Here is an 18,650-nt window from a genome sequence, read left to right on the forward strand (position 1 = left end):
TAACTCATACGTCCCGCGGCATCGAAGGTCTTATCCTGAAGGATCAAGGTAAAATCATCCACGCCATAGGTTTTGGGCAGATCTGCCGACATACTCGCGTCGTCTTCGATCAGCATCACGCCCGCCAGCCCCTTATAGGTCTGCTGGGCAGTGCGCCCATGCATGTGCGAATGAAACCAGTTCATCGACGCGTGTTGAACGATCGGAACATCGGGCGACCACACCGCATTGGGTGCAATCTCCTGATGGGGCCCGCCATCTACGTCGCCGGGAATATGCAGGCCGTGCCAGTGAAGCGTCGTCACCTGATCGTTGGCGTTGCGCACGTCAAACGGAAGCGTCTGGCCCTGCTTGACCCGCAAAACCGGCCCCAAGTAGGATCCGTTGATGCCATAGGTCGCGCTTGCGGTACCGGTGCCGAAATCGTGCTGACCAAAGCCGCAGGTCAGAGGAATGCGGCCTTCAATGCCGTCTGTGAAGTCAGAAAGTGGCAGGATGGGCAGGGCGCGGGCGCCGGCCTGCGCCCAGCCTAAGCCTGCGGCAAGCGAGGCCGTGGCAGCGCCACTTACAAGGAATTGACGGCGGTTCATGGTGATCTCCTAGCGCTGAGGTCAGGCTGCGTTTTGGCGTCGTTTTGTGTCTGTCAAAGACGTCGCCAAGCCGATTGCGCCCAGCACCAGTCCGACACAGACCAGCAGTCCCAGGACCACGACGCCAACGCTTGCGAACAATCCCAGCGCGGCAAGTGCCAGCAGATATCCAAGAGCGGTCAGAGCGAAGAATTTCAGGCGTGTCATGGTGTGTCCCCTTTCGTTGCGATAAGGGACAGATAGGTGGCCAAACTGTCAGTCGCCTGACCCCAAGTTTACAAATTTGTAAGCTTGGGAAATTGGACTGTGACCTGCAACCCGCAGCCCTCTGGTCCCTCCGACAAACGCAAGGTGGCATCGTGCAGTTTCGCGATCGCGCGCACCAGCGAAAGGCCAAGGCCATAGCCCTCTCCCTGACGCGTTGTTTCACCCTGATGCAGCGGCTGCAGCGCCGCCTCGCGTGCGCTTTCAGGAATGCCCGGACCTTCGTCCCAAAGGGCCAAGCGCGTGCCATCGATTTGAAGCGTAACAGTCTGTCCGTCCGCCCCATATCGCAGCGCATTCTGGATCAGGTTGGCAAGCAACTGCATCAGCAGGTCACGGTCGCCGTGAATGGGTGCGGGCGCGGATATGTCCAGCCGTAAGACCTGTCCTGCATCCTCTATGACGGGGCCAAAGATCTCGCCAACGTCCTTTAGCAACGCGCCGAGGTCCACCGGGGCGAACCCCGCGCGCCCCGCGCCACTTTCGATGCGGGCAAGGCGTAACAGCGCATCAAAGGTGCCCGTGATCCGGTCGATTTGCTCTAACGCCAATGTCAACGTGTCCGGGTCAACTGGTCGCTGTTGCTCGGCCGCTGCGCTCAGTCCGCTCTCGAGCTGCGCACGCAGGCGCGCAAGGGGCGTGCGTAGGTCATGGGCGATGTTTGAGGATTGAACCTGCATCTGGGTCATCGCGTCTTCGAGGCGTTCTGTGGTGGTGTTGATGCGTTCGGCCAAAAGGCTGAGGTCGTCATTCCCCGAAAGCCGGATGCGGGTGTTCAGGTGCCCACCCGCCACCGAAGCAAGCCCGGCGTTGATCTGGTTCAGCCGGATTTGACTGCGCCGCGCCAGCCACAGCCCCATAAGGCCAGACACCAAAAGCGTGCCGAAAAGGCTCAGCTGCATACCGGCGGCAAGCATGTCGCGCAGTTCTTCCTGTAACTCTGTGTCTTCACCCAGCTGCAACTGCCCTTGGCCTGTGGTGTGCAGCAGGAAGCGGGTTTCGATGTCCGTGCCCGCTTCGTCGCGGGTGAAAAACCCGTCGCGCCGCACGGCAGTGACAAAACCGATGCTTTCGCCATCAGCAGGCAAGGGCAGAGCCTGACCTGTATCAATGGCGCTCAGGGCCTGTGTAAGGCGTGCGCTCAGCCGATCATCGACGGCCCGTAGCATTTCGCGTTTCACCAGCACATAGGTGCCGCCCCAGGCCAACAGCGAGATCAAGGAAAACAGTGCCAGCAAGGACAGCGTCTGGCGCATGGCAGACAGGCCGAGGAGCCCTTTAAGCCGGGTCAAAAACATAGCCGTTCCCGCGCAGTGTCCGGATCAATGTGTCACCGAACGGCTTTTCGATCTTGCCCCTCAAACGGCTGATATGCGTCTCCACGACGCTTGTTGTGGGGTCAAAATTCATGTTCCAGATCCGCTCGAGCAACATGGTTTTGGTCTGAACGCGCCCCTTGGAACGCAAAAAGACCTCAAGCAGCAGAAACTCTTTTGGGTTCAAATCGATCGCCGTGCCTTGCCGTGTGCAGGTGCGCTTGTGCAGATCGATCGAGATGTCCCCGGCAGTAAGGACCGAGGACTGATCTTCGGCGGGGTTTTGGCGTCGGGACAAGACCTCGATGCGCGCCAGAAGCTCGCTGAATGCAAAGGGTTTGGCCAGATAATCATCGCCGCCGGATCGCAGACCCGCTACGCGATCATCGACGTCGCCGAGTGCAGTTAGAAAGATAGCGGGGGCTGTTACTTTTGCCTGACGCAAGGCCTTTAGAACCGAAAGCCCGTCAAGGCCGGGCACCATGCGGTCCAGCACCAATACATCATAGGGTCTGCTCATGGCGGCAACCAATGCGTCTTTGCCGTCGGTGAATAAATCCACCACATGCCCCGCCTCGCGCAGTCCTTTTTCTGTCCATGGGCCAAGGGCCGCGTCATCTTCTAGGACCAGCAGTCGCATGTGTTTCCTTTGCAAAGGGCCGCCTTGCTTCGCAGTAGTCCGGTGACGCAGATCTTCCAGCTATATGGCCCTTGGTCAAGTCACCGCTGGTGCGATTGGGCGTGAAGGTACCTATGCAACCGGTGAGCGGGCAGGGCGTAAGCGCAAAGTCTTGCGCCTACACGGACTGTGCGACCACCAAGAAAATCGCAGTGGCAAAGCCCCAAAGCACCATCTGGAAATGCGTGTTCTGAGCGCCGTCATGGCAGAACCAGTAGCAAAACCAGTTGCCCGCGATCAGAAAGCCTGCCCAGATCATTGTGAAACTCAGCACGCCCAGCAGGGCATAGGCAGCGCCATGTGTGGTTCCCATGGCCAGACTGACCGCGCCGATCCAAAGCAGCACGGTCGCCAGCATTTCGGCAGCGACGATCAGATAGAACAACAGGTGCTGAATGCGTTTGTTGGCAATGCGGCGGTGACGGATGGTTTCATAGACCTCGGGAAAGGCCTCTCTGATGCGGGCCAGATCCAGCACTTCGCTTGTAAAGGTGCGGTTGATGTCGGGGTGGCGCGTGTTTTCATAGACACCAATCGTCAGCCAGGCCGCCAGCGCGGCGACAGACACGACTTGAAAGACCAAAAGGACCGTGGCGAAATCAATCATGACGAGGCAGCTCCGCTGGTAAGGCGCATATCCTCGACGCCATCGGCCGCCGTCATAGAACAACAAATGCTCGACAAGGTGCGCGGCTGCTCATAGGGCCAGGGTGTGCCGCGGTGCAACACCGCGCGTTGATCCCAGATCAAGACATCCCCCACATCCCAGCGATGGGAATAGGTGAACTGCGGTTGCGTGCAGAACTGCATGAGTTCGTCCAGCAAGGCAATGGACTCCGCGTCGTCATAGCCGTCCACTTTATAGGCATGGCTGGCGATATAGAGGGATTCATCGCCCGTCACAGGATTGGTCCACACGGATTTCCAGCCGGTGGCAGGCCACTTGTGAAACATTGGATGCTTGGCCAGCTCGGGCGAGATTTTTGCGCGCGATACGGAATAGTGATGCCAGATCCCACGGTCCCGAATGCGCGCTTTCAGGGCTTCGGGCATTGCCGCCCAGGCCGCGCGGGTCGAGGCCAATTCCGTTGCGCCCCCTTCGGTGGTGACAACACGCGCGGTCAGAATATTCGTCAGCGCAGGCGTTGGCATGAACGTGCTGTCGGAGTGCCACAGGAAGTTCGATTCAAGATGCAATTTATGCATCCCGTCATCGCCTTTCAGTGAGCTGTCGGACACCACATTGGTTACTTTGGGAATTTCAAACGGAGCGTCCTTTTTGCGCTCGTCTGCTTTGCGATCCTCAATAGGGCCAAAGGCTTTGGCCAAGGCCAGATGCGCTCTGTCGTCGAAATCCTGCCTGCGAAACAACAGCGCTGAATGGGTCTCAAACAACCTGCGAAGGTCCGCGAAGTGTCCTGAGGATACCACGTCTTTTAGCGCGATCCCGTCGACTTCGACGCCAAAGGCAGGGGTAAGGGGCAATGTTTTGAACACAGTCATGCCTGCGCCTCCACAGATTTGGCCTCAATGTCCTCAGGCGAAAGATCTTTGACAATCGGCCAGGCCACCGACTTGGCGCTGTTCAGCAAGCCCTTGGGGTCCATGCGTTTTTTCCAGGCAAGGTGGCTGTAGTCGGCACTGTGCAACCCGCCACGCTCGACAAGATTGCTATGAGCGTCATAGACGGCAAATCCATGGCTTTCATAAAGCGCATTCAACGCTTGCAGACGTTCCGGCGTCGAGTACCAAATGATGGGCAGATCGATTGAGACGACCTCGCCATTCAAGCGATAGAATTCGTGGTGTGTCCAGACCTCATCACCCAGACCTTCTCTCAGGCGGGCGATGGCGCCAGCGTCGCTGGCCACTGGCACGCCAATCTGCTGATAGGTGGCGCTGCGGTCAGATTTAAGAACTTGAAGAGTTGTGTGGTTATAGCAGAACTCGAACGCATGCGGGATCGACTTTGCCTCTCGGGCGGCGTCGTCCATGGCAAGATCCACGACACCGCCGCTGCTTTCGGCAATCTTGGTAAACGCAGGCAGGTCTTCGCGCGGAACATAGCTGACGACCAAGTCTTTTTCAGCGCGCACATGCCCTTTCAGGCGTGGGAAATAATCAACGATCCGCGCGTCTACGACGCTGACAAGCTTGGGCGATATCTGTTCTGACGTGGCCAAAGTGTAGGCGGTGCTATAGGCCGTTTCATAGTCGCCAAAGGTGACCATCGCCGCGATCCAGTCACGGGTGGGAACCGTGCGCAGCGTGACTTCGGTGATGACACCGTTTAGCCCCCAGGCATGATGGATTTTCATGACGTCCGGGCCGGTGAATTGGCGTTCGGTTGGGCTGGCCTCGACACTCATGGCCGATAGGGCCATCAGGTTGCCAGCCTCGCGCAACGCGCCGGTTGCCAGCGACCCGATCCCGACAGAGCCCCCCGCCACAAAGCCCCCGATGGTGGCAATGTCTTTGGTGGATGGAAACATCGCCATTTCCTGACACGTCGCCAGCAGCGCCGCATTGATATCTTTCATAAGCGCGCCTGCCTGAACCCGGACAAAGCCCTCGCCAATCTCTAAAATGTCCGCCATCTGTGTCATGTCCAGGATCAACCCGCCGTCAACAGGCACCGCCTGGCCGTAGTTCCCAGTCCCGCCGCCGCGGATCACAACGGGGACGTCCGCATGATAGGCTTCGCGCAGGCAATGCGCCAATTCGTCAGGTGATTTTGGCAGCGCAACAAGGTCGCCAAAGCATTTCTTTAGCTGGGTGTTGAGGATCGGACTGTACCAAAAGAAATCGCGCGAGCGTTTCTTGATCAGAACCGGTTCGTCGATCACGTCGACAGGGTGCAGTCTTTGGGCAAATGCGGCCCAGTCCAGAGAGTTTTTACCTGAAATGGAACTCATGCTCGGGCTCCTTTGAGCAAGTCTGTTAAGGGTTTGGGGGCGGTCTTGGATGTGATGAAATTCGCAACCGAGGGCACGTCATAGACCAGCAAGTCGCGGGCAGCGGATGTGTCGATCCACGCAGGCTCATGCCCCATAGCCCGTTCCGCGTTCTGGGTGATCAAGGGCAGGTACTGTCCCAACGGGGGATCAAGATGTGCCGCAGAAAAGGCCAGTTCCAGCGAGGTTCGCGGATCAAACCGCCCCAGCGGATAGAAGGCATCCTCGACGTTGTCCGTGCCAATTGCCACGGACACGCCAGCCGATTGAAGCGCATGGATCGGGGCCAGCCCGCGCGCGCTGGGCGCGTCTGTCGTCCGTCCTTGCAGGTAAAGATTGGTACTTGGCAGTACCGCCAGTGTGATCCCTGCTTGCGCAAGCTTATCAAGGATGCGCGCGCGGTCAGTGGCTGGTTTGGTTGAAAGCGTACACGCGTGGCCGCACAGAACCGGTTGATCAAGGCGCATCTTTAGCGCCATGTCTGCGATCAGTTCGAGGCCCCCAAATGTTGCATCCAAAGTCTCGTCCACGTGGAAATCCAGCGCCAGGTCATGCCGTTGGGCCATAAGAAAAGCGTTTTCGATCCCTTTGGCCTGATCAGGCTGCCCCAAAACAAAGGCCCCGAGAACAGAGGATTTTTGGGCAGCCATACGCGCGATCACCTCTGCTGTGTCCAAGTCCGCCAGATCGTCAATCGTCACCAAAGGGGCGATCTGAATGTCGATCCTGTCACGCTGGGCCTCGGCGATTTCGGTTAGCACGTGCCATGCGACAGGTGGCGTTGTCGCTTCGGCGCCATAGCTCCAATCGACATGTGTGCGCAGCCTACGGCACCCAGCAGCATAGAGGTCATCAAGGGCGCGAGTGGCCCGCGTTTCGATATCTTGTGGTGTCCATGTCGCGCGATCCAACGCCTGCGCTTGGATCGCGGCGGCGAGGTCTCCGCCCGTATAATTAAGGCGTGAAAAGGTGAAGCATTTGTCTAAATGCACGTGGCATTCCGTGAGTGGTGTCATCACCAGATGCTGAGGCGCGCCTTGTGAGGGCGGCAAAAGGTTCACGCGCTGACCGTCACCGATCAAAAGATCCCCGTGCAGGCTATCCCCTTGTGGGACGCCGCCCACTTGCTCGGGCGTGCGCAGCAGACTTTTGGGCAGCAGCGCGTTTTTCAGCGTCAGCGCCTCAGTCATCGCGGCGCCTGCGGTGATCAAAACCTGCAAAATCCGCAAGAAAGGCTGCAAAGTTTCGTGCAGAACTTTCGATCAGCTTTTCGCCCTTTTCCGGTGTCGCCGCTGCCGCGTTCCCGCACGCGCCTTCGTCAGAGACATCCTCAGCCAGCCACCCCGGTCGCGCGGGCTGACCTGACAGGCCAATCATCGGGTGAGTTTCGGCCCAATCTGTCATGGCGGGGCGAAAATCGCGGGCTTGGGCCATGTCTACGGCCTCAGGCTTAAGTGCAAGCATGGGCGAGGTTTCACTGTCGCCTGCATGGATGTCATGGACCAAGGACGCTTGATCAAGCACGCCGTTAAACTCTGCAAATCCGAACCAAGAGGCATGGACGACGATCATGTCATGCGCCTTGCGAAGATCGCGCGCCACGATGTCCAGCAACGCGGTATTGCCGCCATGACCGTTAAACATCACAAGGCGCGTCACACCCGCGCGCGCCAGCGATGCGCCGATATCGCGCAGCACCGCCAGAAGCGTGTCGGCACTTAGGCTGAGCGTGCCGGGAAAGCTGTCGTGTTCGCCGGACTTCGTTACAGACAAGGCGGGCAGGACCAGAACAGATTGCGACGGGTCCAAATGGGTCAGCATCCGGTCCGTGACGCCACTGATCAGATCTGTATCCACCGAAAGCGGCAGGTGCGGCCCGTGCTGCTCTGTGGCACCCAATGGCAGCACGACGACCAGATCGTCGGGCAGGGCCTTGAACGCGGGCGCCTTCAGGTCAGCCCAATATCCTTGCAGGGTCATATGCGCCCCCTGCGAGATACTCTTGATTGCGGATTGGTATCCGGCACGTGGTCACGCGTCTTCATATCGTCCTCCTTGACGACAAAGCAGTTGCGTGGCCCTTTGGAACAATCCGTGCCAGAGATGCGTTTAAGCTGTCAAAAACGTACCAAAGGGGCAAGGGGTTTTTTGAAAGGCCACGCAAGTCATGAAAAGTCTGGTTCCCGAAAACATTCGTCCGCCCTTTGCGCGTTATGCGCATGGCGTTGAAATTCCAGCCGAATGGCGGCTGGTTCAGACCTCGGGGCAATTGGGCATTTCACCAGATGACGTGGTGCCTGACACGGCGTTGGCGCAGGCCAAGATTTGTTTTCAGAACATTCAGGCGATTCTGGACAGCGCGAATATGAGCCGCCATGACATCGCGCACATCTCGGCTTATGTGACCGACCGTGCACATATGGCAGCCTATATGCAAGCGCGTGATGACTTTATGGCGGATGTAGAACGCTTGCCCAGTTCGACATTGCTGATCGTAACCGGTTTTACCCGCCCGGAGTTCAAAGTCGAAGTCGAGGTTCTGGCCGCAGCCCCTTAGGTTTGCGAGGCGCGCGACGCCGAGGGATCAATTCGTGTCCAATGTCGTTGGCAGAGTTGGCCAGACTAGTTCCAGCTCTTGTCGGTCCAGATTGCCTTCAGCGTCGGTCGGAAGCTGAGACATTGGTTTGACAAAGATCTCTCCTATGCCGCGCAGAGAGCGAGACATTGACTGATGCAAACTGTCTGCGTGAAACGCTTCGCCCGGTTCGATAGCGACACCAAGCGCTTCGGCCCCATCAGGCGCATAGACCCGGATCGCGGCGGCCCGCCGGACAGAGGGCAGTCGCTCCAGTTGGGCTTCGAGCTTGCCTGAAAACAGGCGCGTACCGCCCAGGTTTATGCGGTCGTCCGTGCGGCCAAGTTTTGTGATTTCTCCGTCAGCGGTCATCTTTGCGAGAAAACCCGGAAAGACCCAGCCGTCCTCGTCATAAGCTGAAGCGGCTTTGACATAGCCTTCAAACCGTTGGTCCTTTGGAACCCAAAGCGCCAATTGTCCGATTTGGTCATTCGCAACAGCTGTGCCGTTTGCGTCCCGCACCTCGCCCACAATACCACAGCATGTTTGGCCAATCTGCCCTTTGCGATAGGTCTCGGGGTCAAATTCTTTGACGGCATAAACAGAGGTTTCGTTTGTGCCTGCGCCCAAAGTTATGCCCCCCTCAAAAAAGGCATGTGCGCGGTGTAGAAGGTCTGGGGTTGCTGTGCCGGCACCCACGAAAACTCTGTCGATCCTATGGATTTGGTCCGTTGAATTGGCGTGTTTCAAAATAAGGTGCAAAGACAGGGGCGAGAGCATCAACTCGCGCACTTCGGTCTCGCGGATCAACGGCCAGGCCGCGTCTGGCGCAACGTCGCCCCCGATAATGTGGACACCAGCGTGCATAGAGCGAAAAACGTCCCGCATTGCGCGCAGCGAAGACAGCCCAGTGGTCATATAGATACCGCCCCTGGGCGCCCCCAACAGCGTGTAATAGCGTAGTCCATCTTGAACAATCTGGTTGGGTGAGACAGCCATGGCACGTGTGTCGCGTGGCGTGTTGGCTGTGACAAAATAGGTTTTGCCCGCTTCAGATCGCGTTTGAACACCGTGTTCATCAATCAGAAGTTTCGAATGTACCGGCACAGCCTTGCCGACCGACGTATGGGTTCCGCTGGGCACCAAAACGAAGTCTGGGGCCAGCCCGAACGGTTCGAAGTGCTGTGGGTTGGGCGCGGTCATGACATGACCGCCTAAACGCCATGTTGCGAACCAAAAGGCGACCGTGACCGCGAAATTGGGAATGGTACAGGCGACTCGTGCGTCAGGCGTTGCGCCATAATCCACAAGAATATCTGCGATGTTTGAAATTGCCCTGTCGAGTTTGGCGAAACTAATGTTTTGGCCATCTGCAGAAACTAGGGCTGTGCGGTTTCGAAACCTCTCTAAGACATCGTCCCAAAACGAATTGGGGTCGTTCACGGATGTCATTTGTGGTGCCTAGAAACTATAGACCGCGCCAACTGATACTTCTTTTGTAGAGACGTTGAATGCCCCGCAGCAATTGTCCGTAACGGACATGTCGGACATTTCGACTTCGATCCGCAGTGCAAGCGAGTCCGACAGCGAGATGTCTGTCCCTAGCCCATACAGCGTTACGTCAGACCCTGTTGTGACATCCGGATTGTTCAGTCCGCTGAGGTTGGTTTTACCAAAGCCGACAAAGCCATAGACGCGACCCCAGTCCGCCGCATATCCCATGTGAACTTCGCCTTGAAAGGTGTTGTTCTTGCCCGCCGGGCCGCCACCGCCTGCGATATATCCGTCAGAAAAAGTGGCTTGCGCTTCGACACCAAAGAACATGCTGGTGCCCATGTCAAACCGTGCCCCTCCAAAGACATCAACGGATCTGATGGTGTTGGATTGATTGAAAAAACTCAACTCAATCTCGCCCGAACTCAGCGCGCCACCCAAGTAAACATCCTGAGCCGAAGCCGGAAGTGCAAAGGCAGTTAGGCCAAGAGCCGCGACTCCGCTCGGTGATTTTGACATAGGAACACACTCGCAAAATAACTGTTTACTGCCGTTAGTGGTAGCGCCAGTTTGTGAGTTCGGTCAACAAATTATGAAAGATGCATGTGACGCGGCCCCTAGGATTGTGTCCAGCCGATCTGTTCAAAAACCGAGGCATACGTGGCGCGCAGGCCAAACAGCGTCTCTTCGGTCATGCTGGCTTTCGGTTGCCAGCACATCGCCGCCAATCCCAAGATCCGAGGGGCCAGCATGGGCTCCATGTCTTGATCTTGGATGGTGAACTCGGACCAGAATGCGCCTTCGACGCCGATGATGTTTTCAGCAAGTTCAGGCTCATCATCAGGCACGGGGTCCCAGGCGATGGTATCGGTCAGCCCAATGATCGCGGCCCAGCTGGCCCCCCAGTCTTCGGTCGCGTCGCTTTGAGCCATGTCAAAATAGGTGTGCTGGCCCGGCATCATGACGACCTTATGGCCATTGCGCGCGGCTTCCAGGCCGGGACCCTGACCTGTCCAACTGAAAATGATGGCATCGTTTTCAATCGATGGGGTGCCGCGTGTGGATTCCTCCCAGCCTGCGGGGGTTTTGCCTTGATTGGCCGTGAATTTTGCCAGCTTGTGCATGGTCCACCCCTGAAGGTCTTGCGTGCTGCTCAAACCCTCTTGCGTCATCAGCTGTTTGGCGGCGGGCGAACCTTGCCACGTGTCCTCGGGCAATTCGTCGCCGCCTAGATGAAGAACCTCAAACGGAAAGATCTCAGCGACCTCTTTGACCATGGCCTCCAAAATGCGCCAGCTTTCAGGCTGGGCGGGGTTCATGACGTTTTCATAGTATCCCTGAACCGATTGCTCGCGGCCCGTGTCCTGAGGGTCGCGGGTGTCGGGGTAAAGCTTGCACAGGGTCAGGGCGTGCGCCGGCACTTCGATTTCTGGCAGCACCTCGATATGCAAGGCATTCGCATGCTGGATTACCCGTTCTGCATCGGCGCGGGAGTATCCTCCGCTGGCCTCTGGGCCGCCACCAAACACTCCGGGGATTAGCGCGTTTTCGCCGCGCCGCTGGGTTTGCGCCAGCTCGGGCAGGCTGTCCAGCGTCAAGCGAAAGGCCTCGTCGTCCGCGAAATGCCAGTGAAACCTGTTCAGTTTCATCAGCGCCATTAGGTCGAGCAACCTTAGGATCGTGTCGACGGAATAGAAGTGTCGCGCACAATCCAGATGCTGGCCGCGCCACTCAAACCGGGGGCTGTCGTGAATTGTACCGCAAGGCAGGTTGCCCGCGTGTGTTGCGATTAGAGTGGCCAGGGTGACGCCCGCATAAAAGGCACCGGTGGGCGTGCTGAAGGCGATGTCGATGCCCGCTGGCGAAAGGGTCAGGCGATAGGACTCGTCGCCAAGGCTGGCGTCGTGCGAGGTGGTGACAGATACCCCGCCGTCTTGGATCAACGGGCCAAGACCGATGCGCTGGGCAAACCGGTCGGCATCACCCAGCTGGGGATCGTCGGTCTGAATGCCTTTGATTTTGAGGGTGCCGCTTTGTGGTGTGAAGTCCGTGGGTTGCGGACAAATCAAAAGCGCGGGGGGCGTTCCATCGGGATAGTCGATGCTGTCTTGCGCGACGCCTGTTTCATGCTGCGGTGTCAACGGAATGATCTGTTTTCCTGCGCGCAGGTAGGATCCCAAAGGCAGCCAGGCTCTGTTGCTGGGGGCGAAATCGGGGTTTTCATGCGATATGGCAAATGCCAGCGGTTCCCCTTTGGTCAGATCCGGCAATTGCAACTCCGTATACCCGCCGACGCTGCGCAGTCGGGCAAATCCATCCTCAGGCACCATGGGCGCCATGCAGGAAAAGCAAAGGACAGGGGAGGCAATGGTCTGGCTGGGCGTAAGGGTGCAGCGGATCAAGCGCCCGTCGATGCGCGTGTCAAAATCCATGAGATGCTCCGTGTTGGTTTAGCTGCCGCCATCCGGGCGGATCTCGGCCACAAAGTCGTAGATGTCGGGGCGATAAAGCCCCTGCGTGTATTCAATCGGGCGGCCGCTGATCAGAAATGCTGTGCGGCTGATTTTCAGCAGGGCCGTGTTTTCGGCAACGCCCATTAGCTCTGCATCATCGGCCGGTACATTCACGGCGATGACGCGCTGGATCGCGCGGCTTGGGGCCTGATTTCGGCGGCGCAGAACTTGATACAGCGAGGTCGTGACCTGATCTGGGTCAGACAGGATGTCGCTGGGAATAGACGAGCGTTCCAGCGCCATAGGTACATCATCGGCATATCGCAGCCGTTCGATCCGGGCGACGCGTTGATTAGAGGCAAGCCCAAGCGCCATCATCTCATCAGGCGAGGGCGCAAAAAGGCCACGGCTGAGAATGCGACTGCTTGAGGTCTGGCCCCGCGCTTCGAGGTTCTCGGTAAAGGACACGAGCGTGGATAGGGACTGTTGCGTGCGCGGCGTCGCGCCTAAAACAAAGCTGCCCGAACCGCGTTTTTGCTCGACCAGACCGGCATCTACCAATTCCCCGACGGCTTTGCGCACGGTGACGCGGCTGACATTCCCCAGATCTGCAAGGTCGCGTTCTGGCGGCAACTGAAAGCCCTGTTCCAGCCGGCCATCCTGAATTGCACGCGCAATATGGCGCGAAAGTTGGAGGTATCGCGGACCGCCGCCGGCCCGATGCCAAGCCGTTTCGCTGAACAGATTTTGATTCGATTCCATCCGCTTACTTCCATGAAATTGGTACTTATTTTATGATACCAATATATGTTTTGGTCATATCTCTTTTCCCGAAATTAGGCGAAAAACTATGAAATTACAACGGAAAAGTAACCAAGCGCAGTTTTGGTATTATTTTGGTAGCATATTGGGTGGGGCTGTATCATTATCTGGTGGAGAGGGCCGAATACGCCTCGAGAAGACTTGTTAAGGGAGCGAGAATTGACCGACCTGGTGGGAACACATCCAAAAAAGCGCAAGAGCCTGCCCGAGGCTTGGTTCGCTTGGGCTCTCATCGCGCCCGCTGTCTTGTTCATTCTGGTGATCGTGGCGTGGCCCCTGTTTGAAACCTTTCGTTTGTCTTTCACGGATGCGCGCCTGGGTGGTGAAAGCTATGTCGGCTGGGAGAACTATACCGAGCTCGCGGAAAGCAAAAAGTTCAAACAGACGATTGTCCGCACCTTCTATTGGATGTTCCTGTCTGTGGTTCTCAAGCTGATCCTTGGATTGATCGGCGCGACGCTGCTGAATGCTGCCGTCCCAGGTCGCGGTTTGTTCCGTGTGCTGGTGATGCCACCTTGGGTCATTCCTATGGCGATTGGCATGATCGGCTGGTTGTGGCTGTATAACGGTGCCTTTGGGGTTCTGTCTGGAACGGCCCAGCATATTGGCCTGATCGACAAAGCCTTCGAGTTCCTCGCCTATAAGCGGTCCGCCTTCTATTCAGCGGTTGTTGCGGATGTCTGGGTGGGCACGCCCATGGTGACCTTGTTCTTCCTTGCGGCGATGCAGGGCGTCAGCCGTGATCTGTATGAAGCTGCCTGGGTTGATGGGGCAGGGCGTTGGTATCGCTTCCGCCGCATTACAATTCCGCAAATCATGCCTGTGATCGTGTCTATGTCGCTGTTGTCCGCGATCTTCACCTTCAACAGCTTTGAAATCATCTGGATCCTGACCGAAGGCGGCCCACGCTCTGCGACGACCACGCTGATTATCGACACCTACAAGACTGCCATTGGCAACTTTAAATTCGGAGAAGGCGCTGCACGAGCCGTCGTTATCGTGGTCCTGCTTGCCATCTTCTCACTCATCTACCTGTTCCTGCTGAACAAGGTGAACAAACGCTACGGGGTGAAGTAAGATGATGGACCGTTACACAAAACTGCAGATCGTTGGGATCTATGCTGCGATCATCGTCTTCCTGACGTTCATCCTGCTGCCCTTCCTTGAAATGTTCATGGCGTCGCTGCGCCCGCTGGAACACCTGTTCCGCAGCCCCTATCAGTTCTGGTCTGACGACTTCAGCTTTCAGGCCTATCGGGACATGTGGGTGACGGTTCCGCTGCTGGGACGCTATATTCTGAACTCTGTGTTCATCGCGGGGTCGGTTACCCTGCTGACGATGTTCTTTGTGGTGCCTGCGGCCTATGCCTATGCCCGCCTGAACTTTCCGTTCAAGTCAGCGTCTTTGGGGATGTTCCTGGGGGTGAATATGTTCACCGGCGCGGTCTTGCTTATCCCGCTTTATCGGGTTCTCAGCACGCTTGGCCTGCTGAACACCTATTGGGCCATGATCGTGCCCGGTGTGGCTTTCTTGATCCCAACAGGTATCTGGCTTCTGCGCTCTTATCTTGAGAAAATTCCGCTCGAACTGGAAGAAGCAGCCTATGTCGATGGCGCAAGCCGCATGTACACCCTGCGCCGCGTTGTTCTGCCGCTGGCTGTCCCTGGGTTGATCGTCGTCAGCACCGCGGTCTTCATCGGCGCCTATGCTCAGCAATTCCTCTTTGCGATCACCTTTAACCAAACAAGAGAATATCAACCGCTTCCGGCCGGACTGTTTGAATTCATCGGATACCAGTCTGTGACCTGGAACGAGATGATGGCAGCCGCACTTACAGGCGTCCTGCCGGTCATGGTGATCTTCCTCTTCTTGCAGAAATACCTTGTGGCCGGACTGACCGCCGGTGCCGTCAAGGAATAAGTGAATTAACCAACATTGTAACGGGAGAAAAACAATGAATACAATCAAGACTCTAACCATTGGCGCAGCGCTTGCGTGCGGTACAGCAATGTCCGCGCAAGCGGACGAGCTGCACTTCATCATGTGCGGCGGTGAGATCCGCGAAGCAGACCAGTCGGTTGTCGACGCGTTTGTTGCGAAGCACGATGGTGTGAAAGTCAACATCGAGGCAGTGCCATGGGGCACATGTCAGGACAAATCCTTGACCCTCGCAGCCGCAGGTGACCCACCTTCCATCGCCTATATGGGCAGCCGCACACTGCGTCAGCTGGCAAACAACAACCTGATCGTTGAAGCGCAGATTTCTGACGACACCCGTGGCGCATATCAGCCAGGTATCCTGAACACCGTGACCGTCGAAGGCGTTGAGTGGGGCTATCCACGTGCGTTCTCTACCAAAGCGATGTTCATCAACTGTGATCTGGCAGAAGAAGCCGGTGTTGCATGTGAAGCGCCTAAAACCTGGGACGACATGTATGCGATGGCAAAAGCCATCAACGACAACACCGAAGCAGCAGGCGTTGGCCTGGCGGGTAACGACGTCGACAACACCATGCACCAGGTCCTGAACTACCTGTATTCCAACGGTGGTATCGTGATCGACCCTGCAACGGGCGAGAACAAGCTGAACAGCTCTGCAACACGCGAGACTCTGGCGTTCTATGAAAAGCTGGTAAGCGTTGCGCAAGAAGGTCCAACCGCATGGGAACGTTCCCAGCTGAAAGACCTGTATAATGACGGCAAAATCGGCATGTACATCGACGGCCCATGGGGTCGCGGTCAGCACAACGAAGACATCAACGAGATCACCGTTCCAATTCCACACGGTCCTCAAGGTGACAACGGCACAATCCTGATCACTGACTCGATCGCAGTCTTCAAAGGCTCTGGCCACGAAGAGCTGGCACACGAGCTGGCAGGTATGCTGACAACCGGTGAAAGCCAGTACGCACTGGACACCGAATGGGGTCTGACACCGATCTTTGATTACGCGAAGCTGGGCTTTGACGCACCTTACTATGAAGGTGACGCATACTGGCAGGTCTTCGTGAACGGCATCGGCGCTGGTGGTCCAGAGCCGCTGGTTGAAGACTTCAAATCGCTGCAGTCTGTATTCACCAACATGATCCAAGGCATCATCCTGGCTGACGACACCGTTGACAATCTGGTCGACATCGCGGCCGAGGAACTCGACGACGCGCTGTAAGCGTCTCCTCCCAGACCCGGGCGGCGGTGCGCTGCCGCCTGGACACCCATAAACGAACGACTATCAGGACAATTCCAGTGGCTACTCTCGATCTTGAAAACATCAGCAAATCCTTTGGCGAGGCCAAAGTTCTGCATGACATTGATCTGGCAATTCGCGACAAGGAATTCGTCGTGTTCGTTGGGCCGTCGGGTTGTGGTAAATCCACCCTGCTGCGCATCATTGCAGGGCTTGAAGAGACCACCGAGGGCAAAATTCTAATCGGTGGGGACGACGTCAGCAGTGCGCCTCCTGTCGAGCGGGGCATCTCTATGGTGTTCCAATCCTATGCGCTTTATCCGCACCTTTCTGTCTATGAAAACATCGCCTTCCCACTGCGGGTGCAAAAGATGTCTTCGGCCGAGCTGGACAAACGCGTTCAAAAAGCTGCAGATATTTTGCAGCTGACCGACAAGCTCAAGTTAAAGCCGGGTCAGCTGTCTGGCGGCCAACGTCAGCGGGTCGCGATCGGCCGCTCTATTGTGCGCGAGCCTCGGGTTTTCCTGTTTGACGAGCCGCTTTCGAACCTGGATGCCGCATTGCGCGGTGACATGCGTGTCGAGCTGTCTCAACTGCACCGCGATCTGGATGCCACCATGGTTTACGTGACCCACGATCAGGTCGAAGCGATGACGATGGCGGACCGTATCGTGGTTCTGAACGCAGGCCGTGTCGAGCAATTTGGCAGCCCAATGGAGCTGTATCATCACCCCGCAACCAAATTCGTGGCGGGCTTTATTGGCCAGCCGAACATGAACTTCATGGCTGCAACCATCACCAAGGTGGACGCCGACGGCATCTCTGTCGATCTGGCGGCCGGTGGTGCGTTGACCATTCCGGTCGAGCCCGGATCTGCCCAAGTTGGCGACAAGGTCGAGGTCGGTATCCGTCCCGAAGATGTCACCATCGGCGACGGCATTGGCCTGAACGTGCGCGTTCTTGAACGTCTGGGTGGTGTGACGATCGCCTAGGGCGCGTTGAACGACTCCACAAACTTCTGCGCCTCGCTTGAAGGCGTCGCAGAGGCGAAGGAAGGGCAGGTGGTCTCCCTGGCAATCAACCCTGCCGACTGCCATGTGTTTGATGCAAGCGGCAAAGTGCTGCGTCGCCGTCAAGCACCTGAAATCGCAGTATAAAGGGCGACGCAATGAAAGTCGCGATCTCTGGTCTTGGCCTGCGCGCCGATCATGTTCTGACCTCACTGAAGGCTGTGATGCCGGAAATTGAGTTTGTCGGATATGTCGACCCGCAGGACCTGCATCTGGATGCCATTGGCCGTGATGTGCCCGCGTTTGAAGACGTGCGCACAATGCTGGCGGCAACAAAGCCAGACCTTTACTTTGTATCTTCGCCAAACGCGTTTCACCTGGATCACCTGCGCGCAGGCCTTGAGGCCGACGTGCCGTTTATCTTCACGGAAAAACCGGTGGTCGTGACCATCGCGGAAACCATGGAACTGATGCGCCTGATGGCCAAACATGGTGGCGCATCCCGTCTGATGGTGGGTTTGGTTCTGCGCTATTCGCAGCATATGGTCGATCTGCGCAACGCGATGGCCCAAGGCGTTCTGGGCGAGGTCGTCTCGCTTGAGGCGAATGAACATATCGGCCCCTATCACGGCGCGTTCTTCATGCGCGATTGGCGGCGGAAAATCGGGCAATCCGGCGGGTTCATGCTGGAAAAATGCTGCCACGATCTGGACCTTTATAACATGATCACAGGCTCGCGCCCGACCCGCGTTGCCAGCTTTGGTGGTCGCAAGTCCTTTGTGCCCGCGCATGCGCCGACCTCTAATGCCGAAGCCGAGATCTTTCACGTCAAAGAAAGCATCTGGGACGCGGTCGAGGATCCTTTTCATTCCGACGGCGACATCATCGATTATCAGACCGCACTGCTGGAGTATGAAACTGGTGCCAGCATGGCGTTTCATACCAACCTCAATGTGCCTGACGAGCATCGCCGGTTCTGTGTGATGGGTGCCAAAGGCATGGCCGAGGGCGATTTTGTGCGCGGCAATCTGAAAATCACGCGCCGCGACGGGTCGGTCTATCTGGATCAGGACTATGCGAAGGGCGGAAAATTTGAGCTGAAGGGCCACTACGGGGCCGATGACCAAATGGCCGCCGATATCGCCGCCTATATGCGCGGGCAATCAGACTCGCTGCCGGTGTCGGTTGTGGATGCGCTCCAAGCAGGCGTTGCGGCCTTGGCTTTGGATCAGGCCAGAACGTCCGGGCAGGTCGTCGATCTGACCGAGACTTGGGCTGAATTCGATCAATATGGATTGGGAAAATGAC

Annotated in this window: 19 protein-coding genes; 6 read left to right on the forward strand and 13 right to left on the reverse strand. The window is 57.3% G+C overall.

Annotated elements, in window-relative coordinates:
* The 9 genes from ACEQWH_RS01505 to ACEQWH_RS01545 form a co-directional block, all read right to left on the reverse strand.
* The coding region (locus ACEQWH_RS01505; RefSeq protein WP_370227634.1) for a multicopper oxidase domain-containing protein at window positions 1–590 on the reverse strand (590 nt) is incomplete at its 3' end.
* 21 nt (window positions 591–611) lie between these two features.
* Entirely contained in the window at window positions 612–797 is a 186-nt protein-coding gene (locus ACEQWH_RS01510) for a hypothetical protein (RefSeq protein WP_370227635.1), read from the reverse strand.
* Between the two features lie 68 nt (window positions 798–865).
* The gene (locus ACEQWH_RS01515; protein ID WP_370227637.1) at window positions 866–2,152 is read right to left on the reverse strand and encodes a sensor histidine kinase; all 1,287 of its coding nucleotides are present in this window, start codon (window positions 2,150–2,152) and stop codon (window positions 866–868) included.
* On the reverse strand, window positions 2,133–2,810 hold the full coding sequence (locus ACEQWH_RS01520) for a winged helix-turn-helix domain-containing protein (RefSeq protein WP_370227638.1): 678 nt from the start codon (window positions 2,808–2,810) through the stop codon (window positions 2,133–2,135). The genes ACEQWH_RS01515 and ACEQWH_RS01520 overlap by 20 nt, the downstream gene beginning before the upstream one ends.
* Window positions 2,811–2,967: 157 nt before the next feature.
* Window positions 2,968–3,456 carry a DUF2165 family protein gene (locus ACEQWH_RS01525; RefSeq protein WP_370227640.1) on the reverse strand — a complete coding sequence of 163 codons (489 nt, stop codon included), beginning with the start codon at window positions 3,454–3,456 and terminating at the stop codon, window positions 2,968–2,970.
* Window positions 3,453–4,352, reverse strand: coding sequence for a TauD/TfdA dioxygenase family protein (locus ACEQWH_RS01530; RefSeq protein WP_370227642.1), 900 nt, complete (start codon window positions 4,350–4,352; stop codon window positions 3,453–3,455). The genes ACEQWH_RS01525 and ACEQWH_RS01530 overlap by 4 nt, the downstream gene beginning before the upstream one ends.
* Window positions 4,349–5,764: an FAD-binding oxidoreductase gene (locus tag ACEQWH_RS01535; RefSeq protein WP_370227644.1), complete on the reverse strand. Its 1,416-nt coding sequence runs from the start codon at window positions 5,762–5,764 to the stop codon at window positions 4,349–4,351. The genes ACEQWH_RS01530 and ACEQWH_RS01535 overlap by 4 nt, the downstream gene beginning before the upstream one ends.
* Complete coding sequence (locus ACEQWH_RS01540) at window positions 5,761–6,993, reverse strand: amidohydrolase family protein (RefSeq protein WP_370227646.1); 1,233 nt, start codon at window positions 6,991–6,993, stop codon at window positions 5,761–5,763. Before ACEQWH_RS01540 ends, ACEQWH_RS01535 begins: the two co-directional genes overlap by 4 nt.
* Window positions 6,986–7,783, reverse strand: a complete 798-nt coding sequence (locus tag ACEQWH_RS01545) for a creatininase family protein (RefSeq protein WP_370227648.1) — start codon at window positions 7,781–7,783, stop codon at window positions 6,986–6,988. The genes ACEQWH_RS01540 and ACEQWH_RS01545 overlap by 8 nt, the downstream gene beginning before the upstream one ends.
* Window positions 7,784–7,970: 187 nt before the next feature.
* On the opposite strand from ACEQWH_RS01545, the gene ACEQWH_RS01550 reads away from it, so the two are divergent.
* A complete protein-coding gene (locus ACEQWH_RS01550; protein ID WP_370227650.1) occupies window positions 7,971–8,360 on the forward strand; it encodes a RidA family protein in 390 nt (129 codons plus the stop codon).
* Window positions 8,361–8,387: 27 nt separating this feature from the next.
* Here ACEQWH_RS01550 and ACEQWH_RS01555 read toward each other — a convergent pair whose 3' ends face one another.
* The 4 genes from ACEQWH_RS01555 to ACEQWH_RS01570 all read right to left on the reverse strand — a co-directional run bounded on the left by ACEQWH_RS01555 (window position 8,388) and on the right by ACEQWH_RS01570 (window position 13,087).
* Window positions 8,388–9,830, reverse strand: coding sequence for an AMP-binding protein (locus tag ACEQWH_RS01555; RefSeq protein ID WP_370227652.1), 1,443 nt, complete (start codon window positions 9,828–9,830; stop codon window positions 8,388–8,390).
* A 9-nt stretch (window positions 9,831–9,839) separates the two neighbouring features.
* Window positions 9,840–10,391 (reverse strand): outer membrane beta-barrel protein, encoded by a 552-nt coding sequence (locus ACEQWH_RS01560; protein ID WP_370227654.1) that lies wholly within the window; start codon window positions 10,389–10,391, stop codon window positions 9,840–9,842.
* Window positions 10,392–10,489: 98 nt separating this feature from the next.
* Window positions 10,490–12,304, reverse strand: coding sequence for a beta-N-acetylhexosaminidase (locus tag ACEQWH_RS01565; RefSeq protein ID WP_370227656.1), 1,815 nt, complete (start codon window positions 12,302–12,304; stop codon window positions 10,490–10,492).
* 18 nt (window positions 12,305–12,322) lie between these two features.
* Complete coding sequence (locus tag ACEQWH_RS01570) at window positions 12,323–13,087, reverse strand: GntR family transcriptional regulator (RefSeq protein WP_370227658.1); 765 nt, start codon at window positions 13,085–13,087, stop codon at window positions 12,323–12,325.
* A gap of 219 nt (window positions 13,088–13,306) precedes the next feature.
* Here ACEQWH_RS01570 and ACEQWH_RS01575 point away from each other — a divergent pair, with 219 nt between their 5' ends.
* The 5 genes from ACEQWH_RS01575 to ACEQWH_RS01595 all read left to right on the forward strand — a co-directional run bounded on the left by ACEQWH_RS01575 (window position 13,307) and on the right by ACEQWH_RS01595 (window position 18,649).
* Window positions 13,307–14,224: a carbohydrate ABC transporter permease gene (locus ACEQWH_RS01575; protein WP_370227660.1), complete on the forward strand. Its 918-nt coding sequence runs from the start codon at window positions 13,307–13,309 to the stop codon at window positions 14,222–14,224.
* A gap of 1 nt (window position 14,225) precedes the next feature.
* Window positions 14,226–15,068 carry a carbohydrate ABC transporter permease gene (locus tag ACEQWH_RS01580; RefSeq protein ID WP_372521381.1) on the forward strand — a complete coding sequence of 281 codons (843 nt, stop codon included), beginning with the start codon at window positions 14,226–14,228 and terminating at the stop codon, window positions 15,066–15,068.
* 34 nt (window positions 15,069–15,102) lie between these two features.
* Window positions 15,103–16,314: a sugar ABC transporter substrate-binding protein gene (locus tag ACEQWH_RS01585; RefSeq protein WP_370227664.1), complete on the forward strand. Its 1,212-nt coding sequence runs from the start codon at window positions 15,103–15,105 to the stop codon at window positions 16,312–16,314.
* 77 nt (window positions 16,315–16,391) lie between these two features.
* Window positions 16,392–17,324, forward strand: coding sequence for an ABC transporter ATP-binding protein (locus ACEQWH_RS01590; RefSeq protein WP_370227666.1), 933 nt, complete (start codon window positions 16,392–16,394; stop codon window positions 17,322–17,324).
* Between the two features lie 176 nt (window positions 17,325–17,500).
* Window positions 17,501–18,649: a Gfo/Idh/MocA family protein gene (locus ACEQWH_RS01595; RefSeq protein ID WP_370227668.1), complete on the forward strand. Its 1,149-nt coding sequence runs from the start codon at window positions 17,501–17,503 to the stop codon at window positions 18,647–18,649.
* The last annotated feature ends 1 nt before the right edge of the window (window position 18,650 follow it).

The organism is Cognatishimia sp. (assembly GCF_964229375.1).
In the GTDB taxonomy this organism is placed as follows: domain Bacteria; phylum Pseudomonadota; class Alphaproteobacteria; order Rhodobacterales; family Rhodobacteraceae; genus Cognatishimia.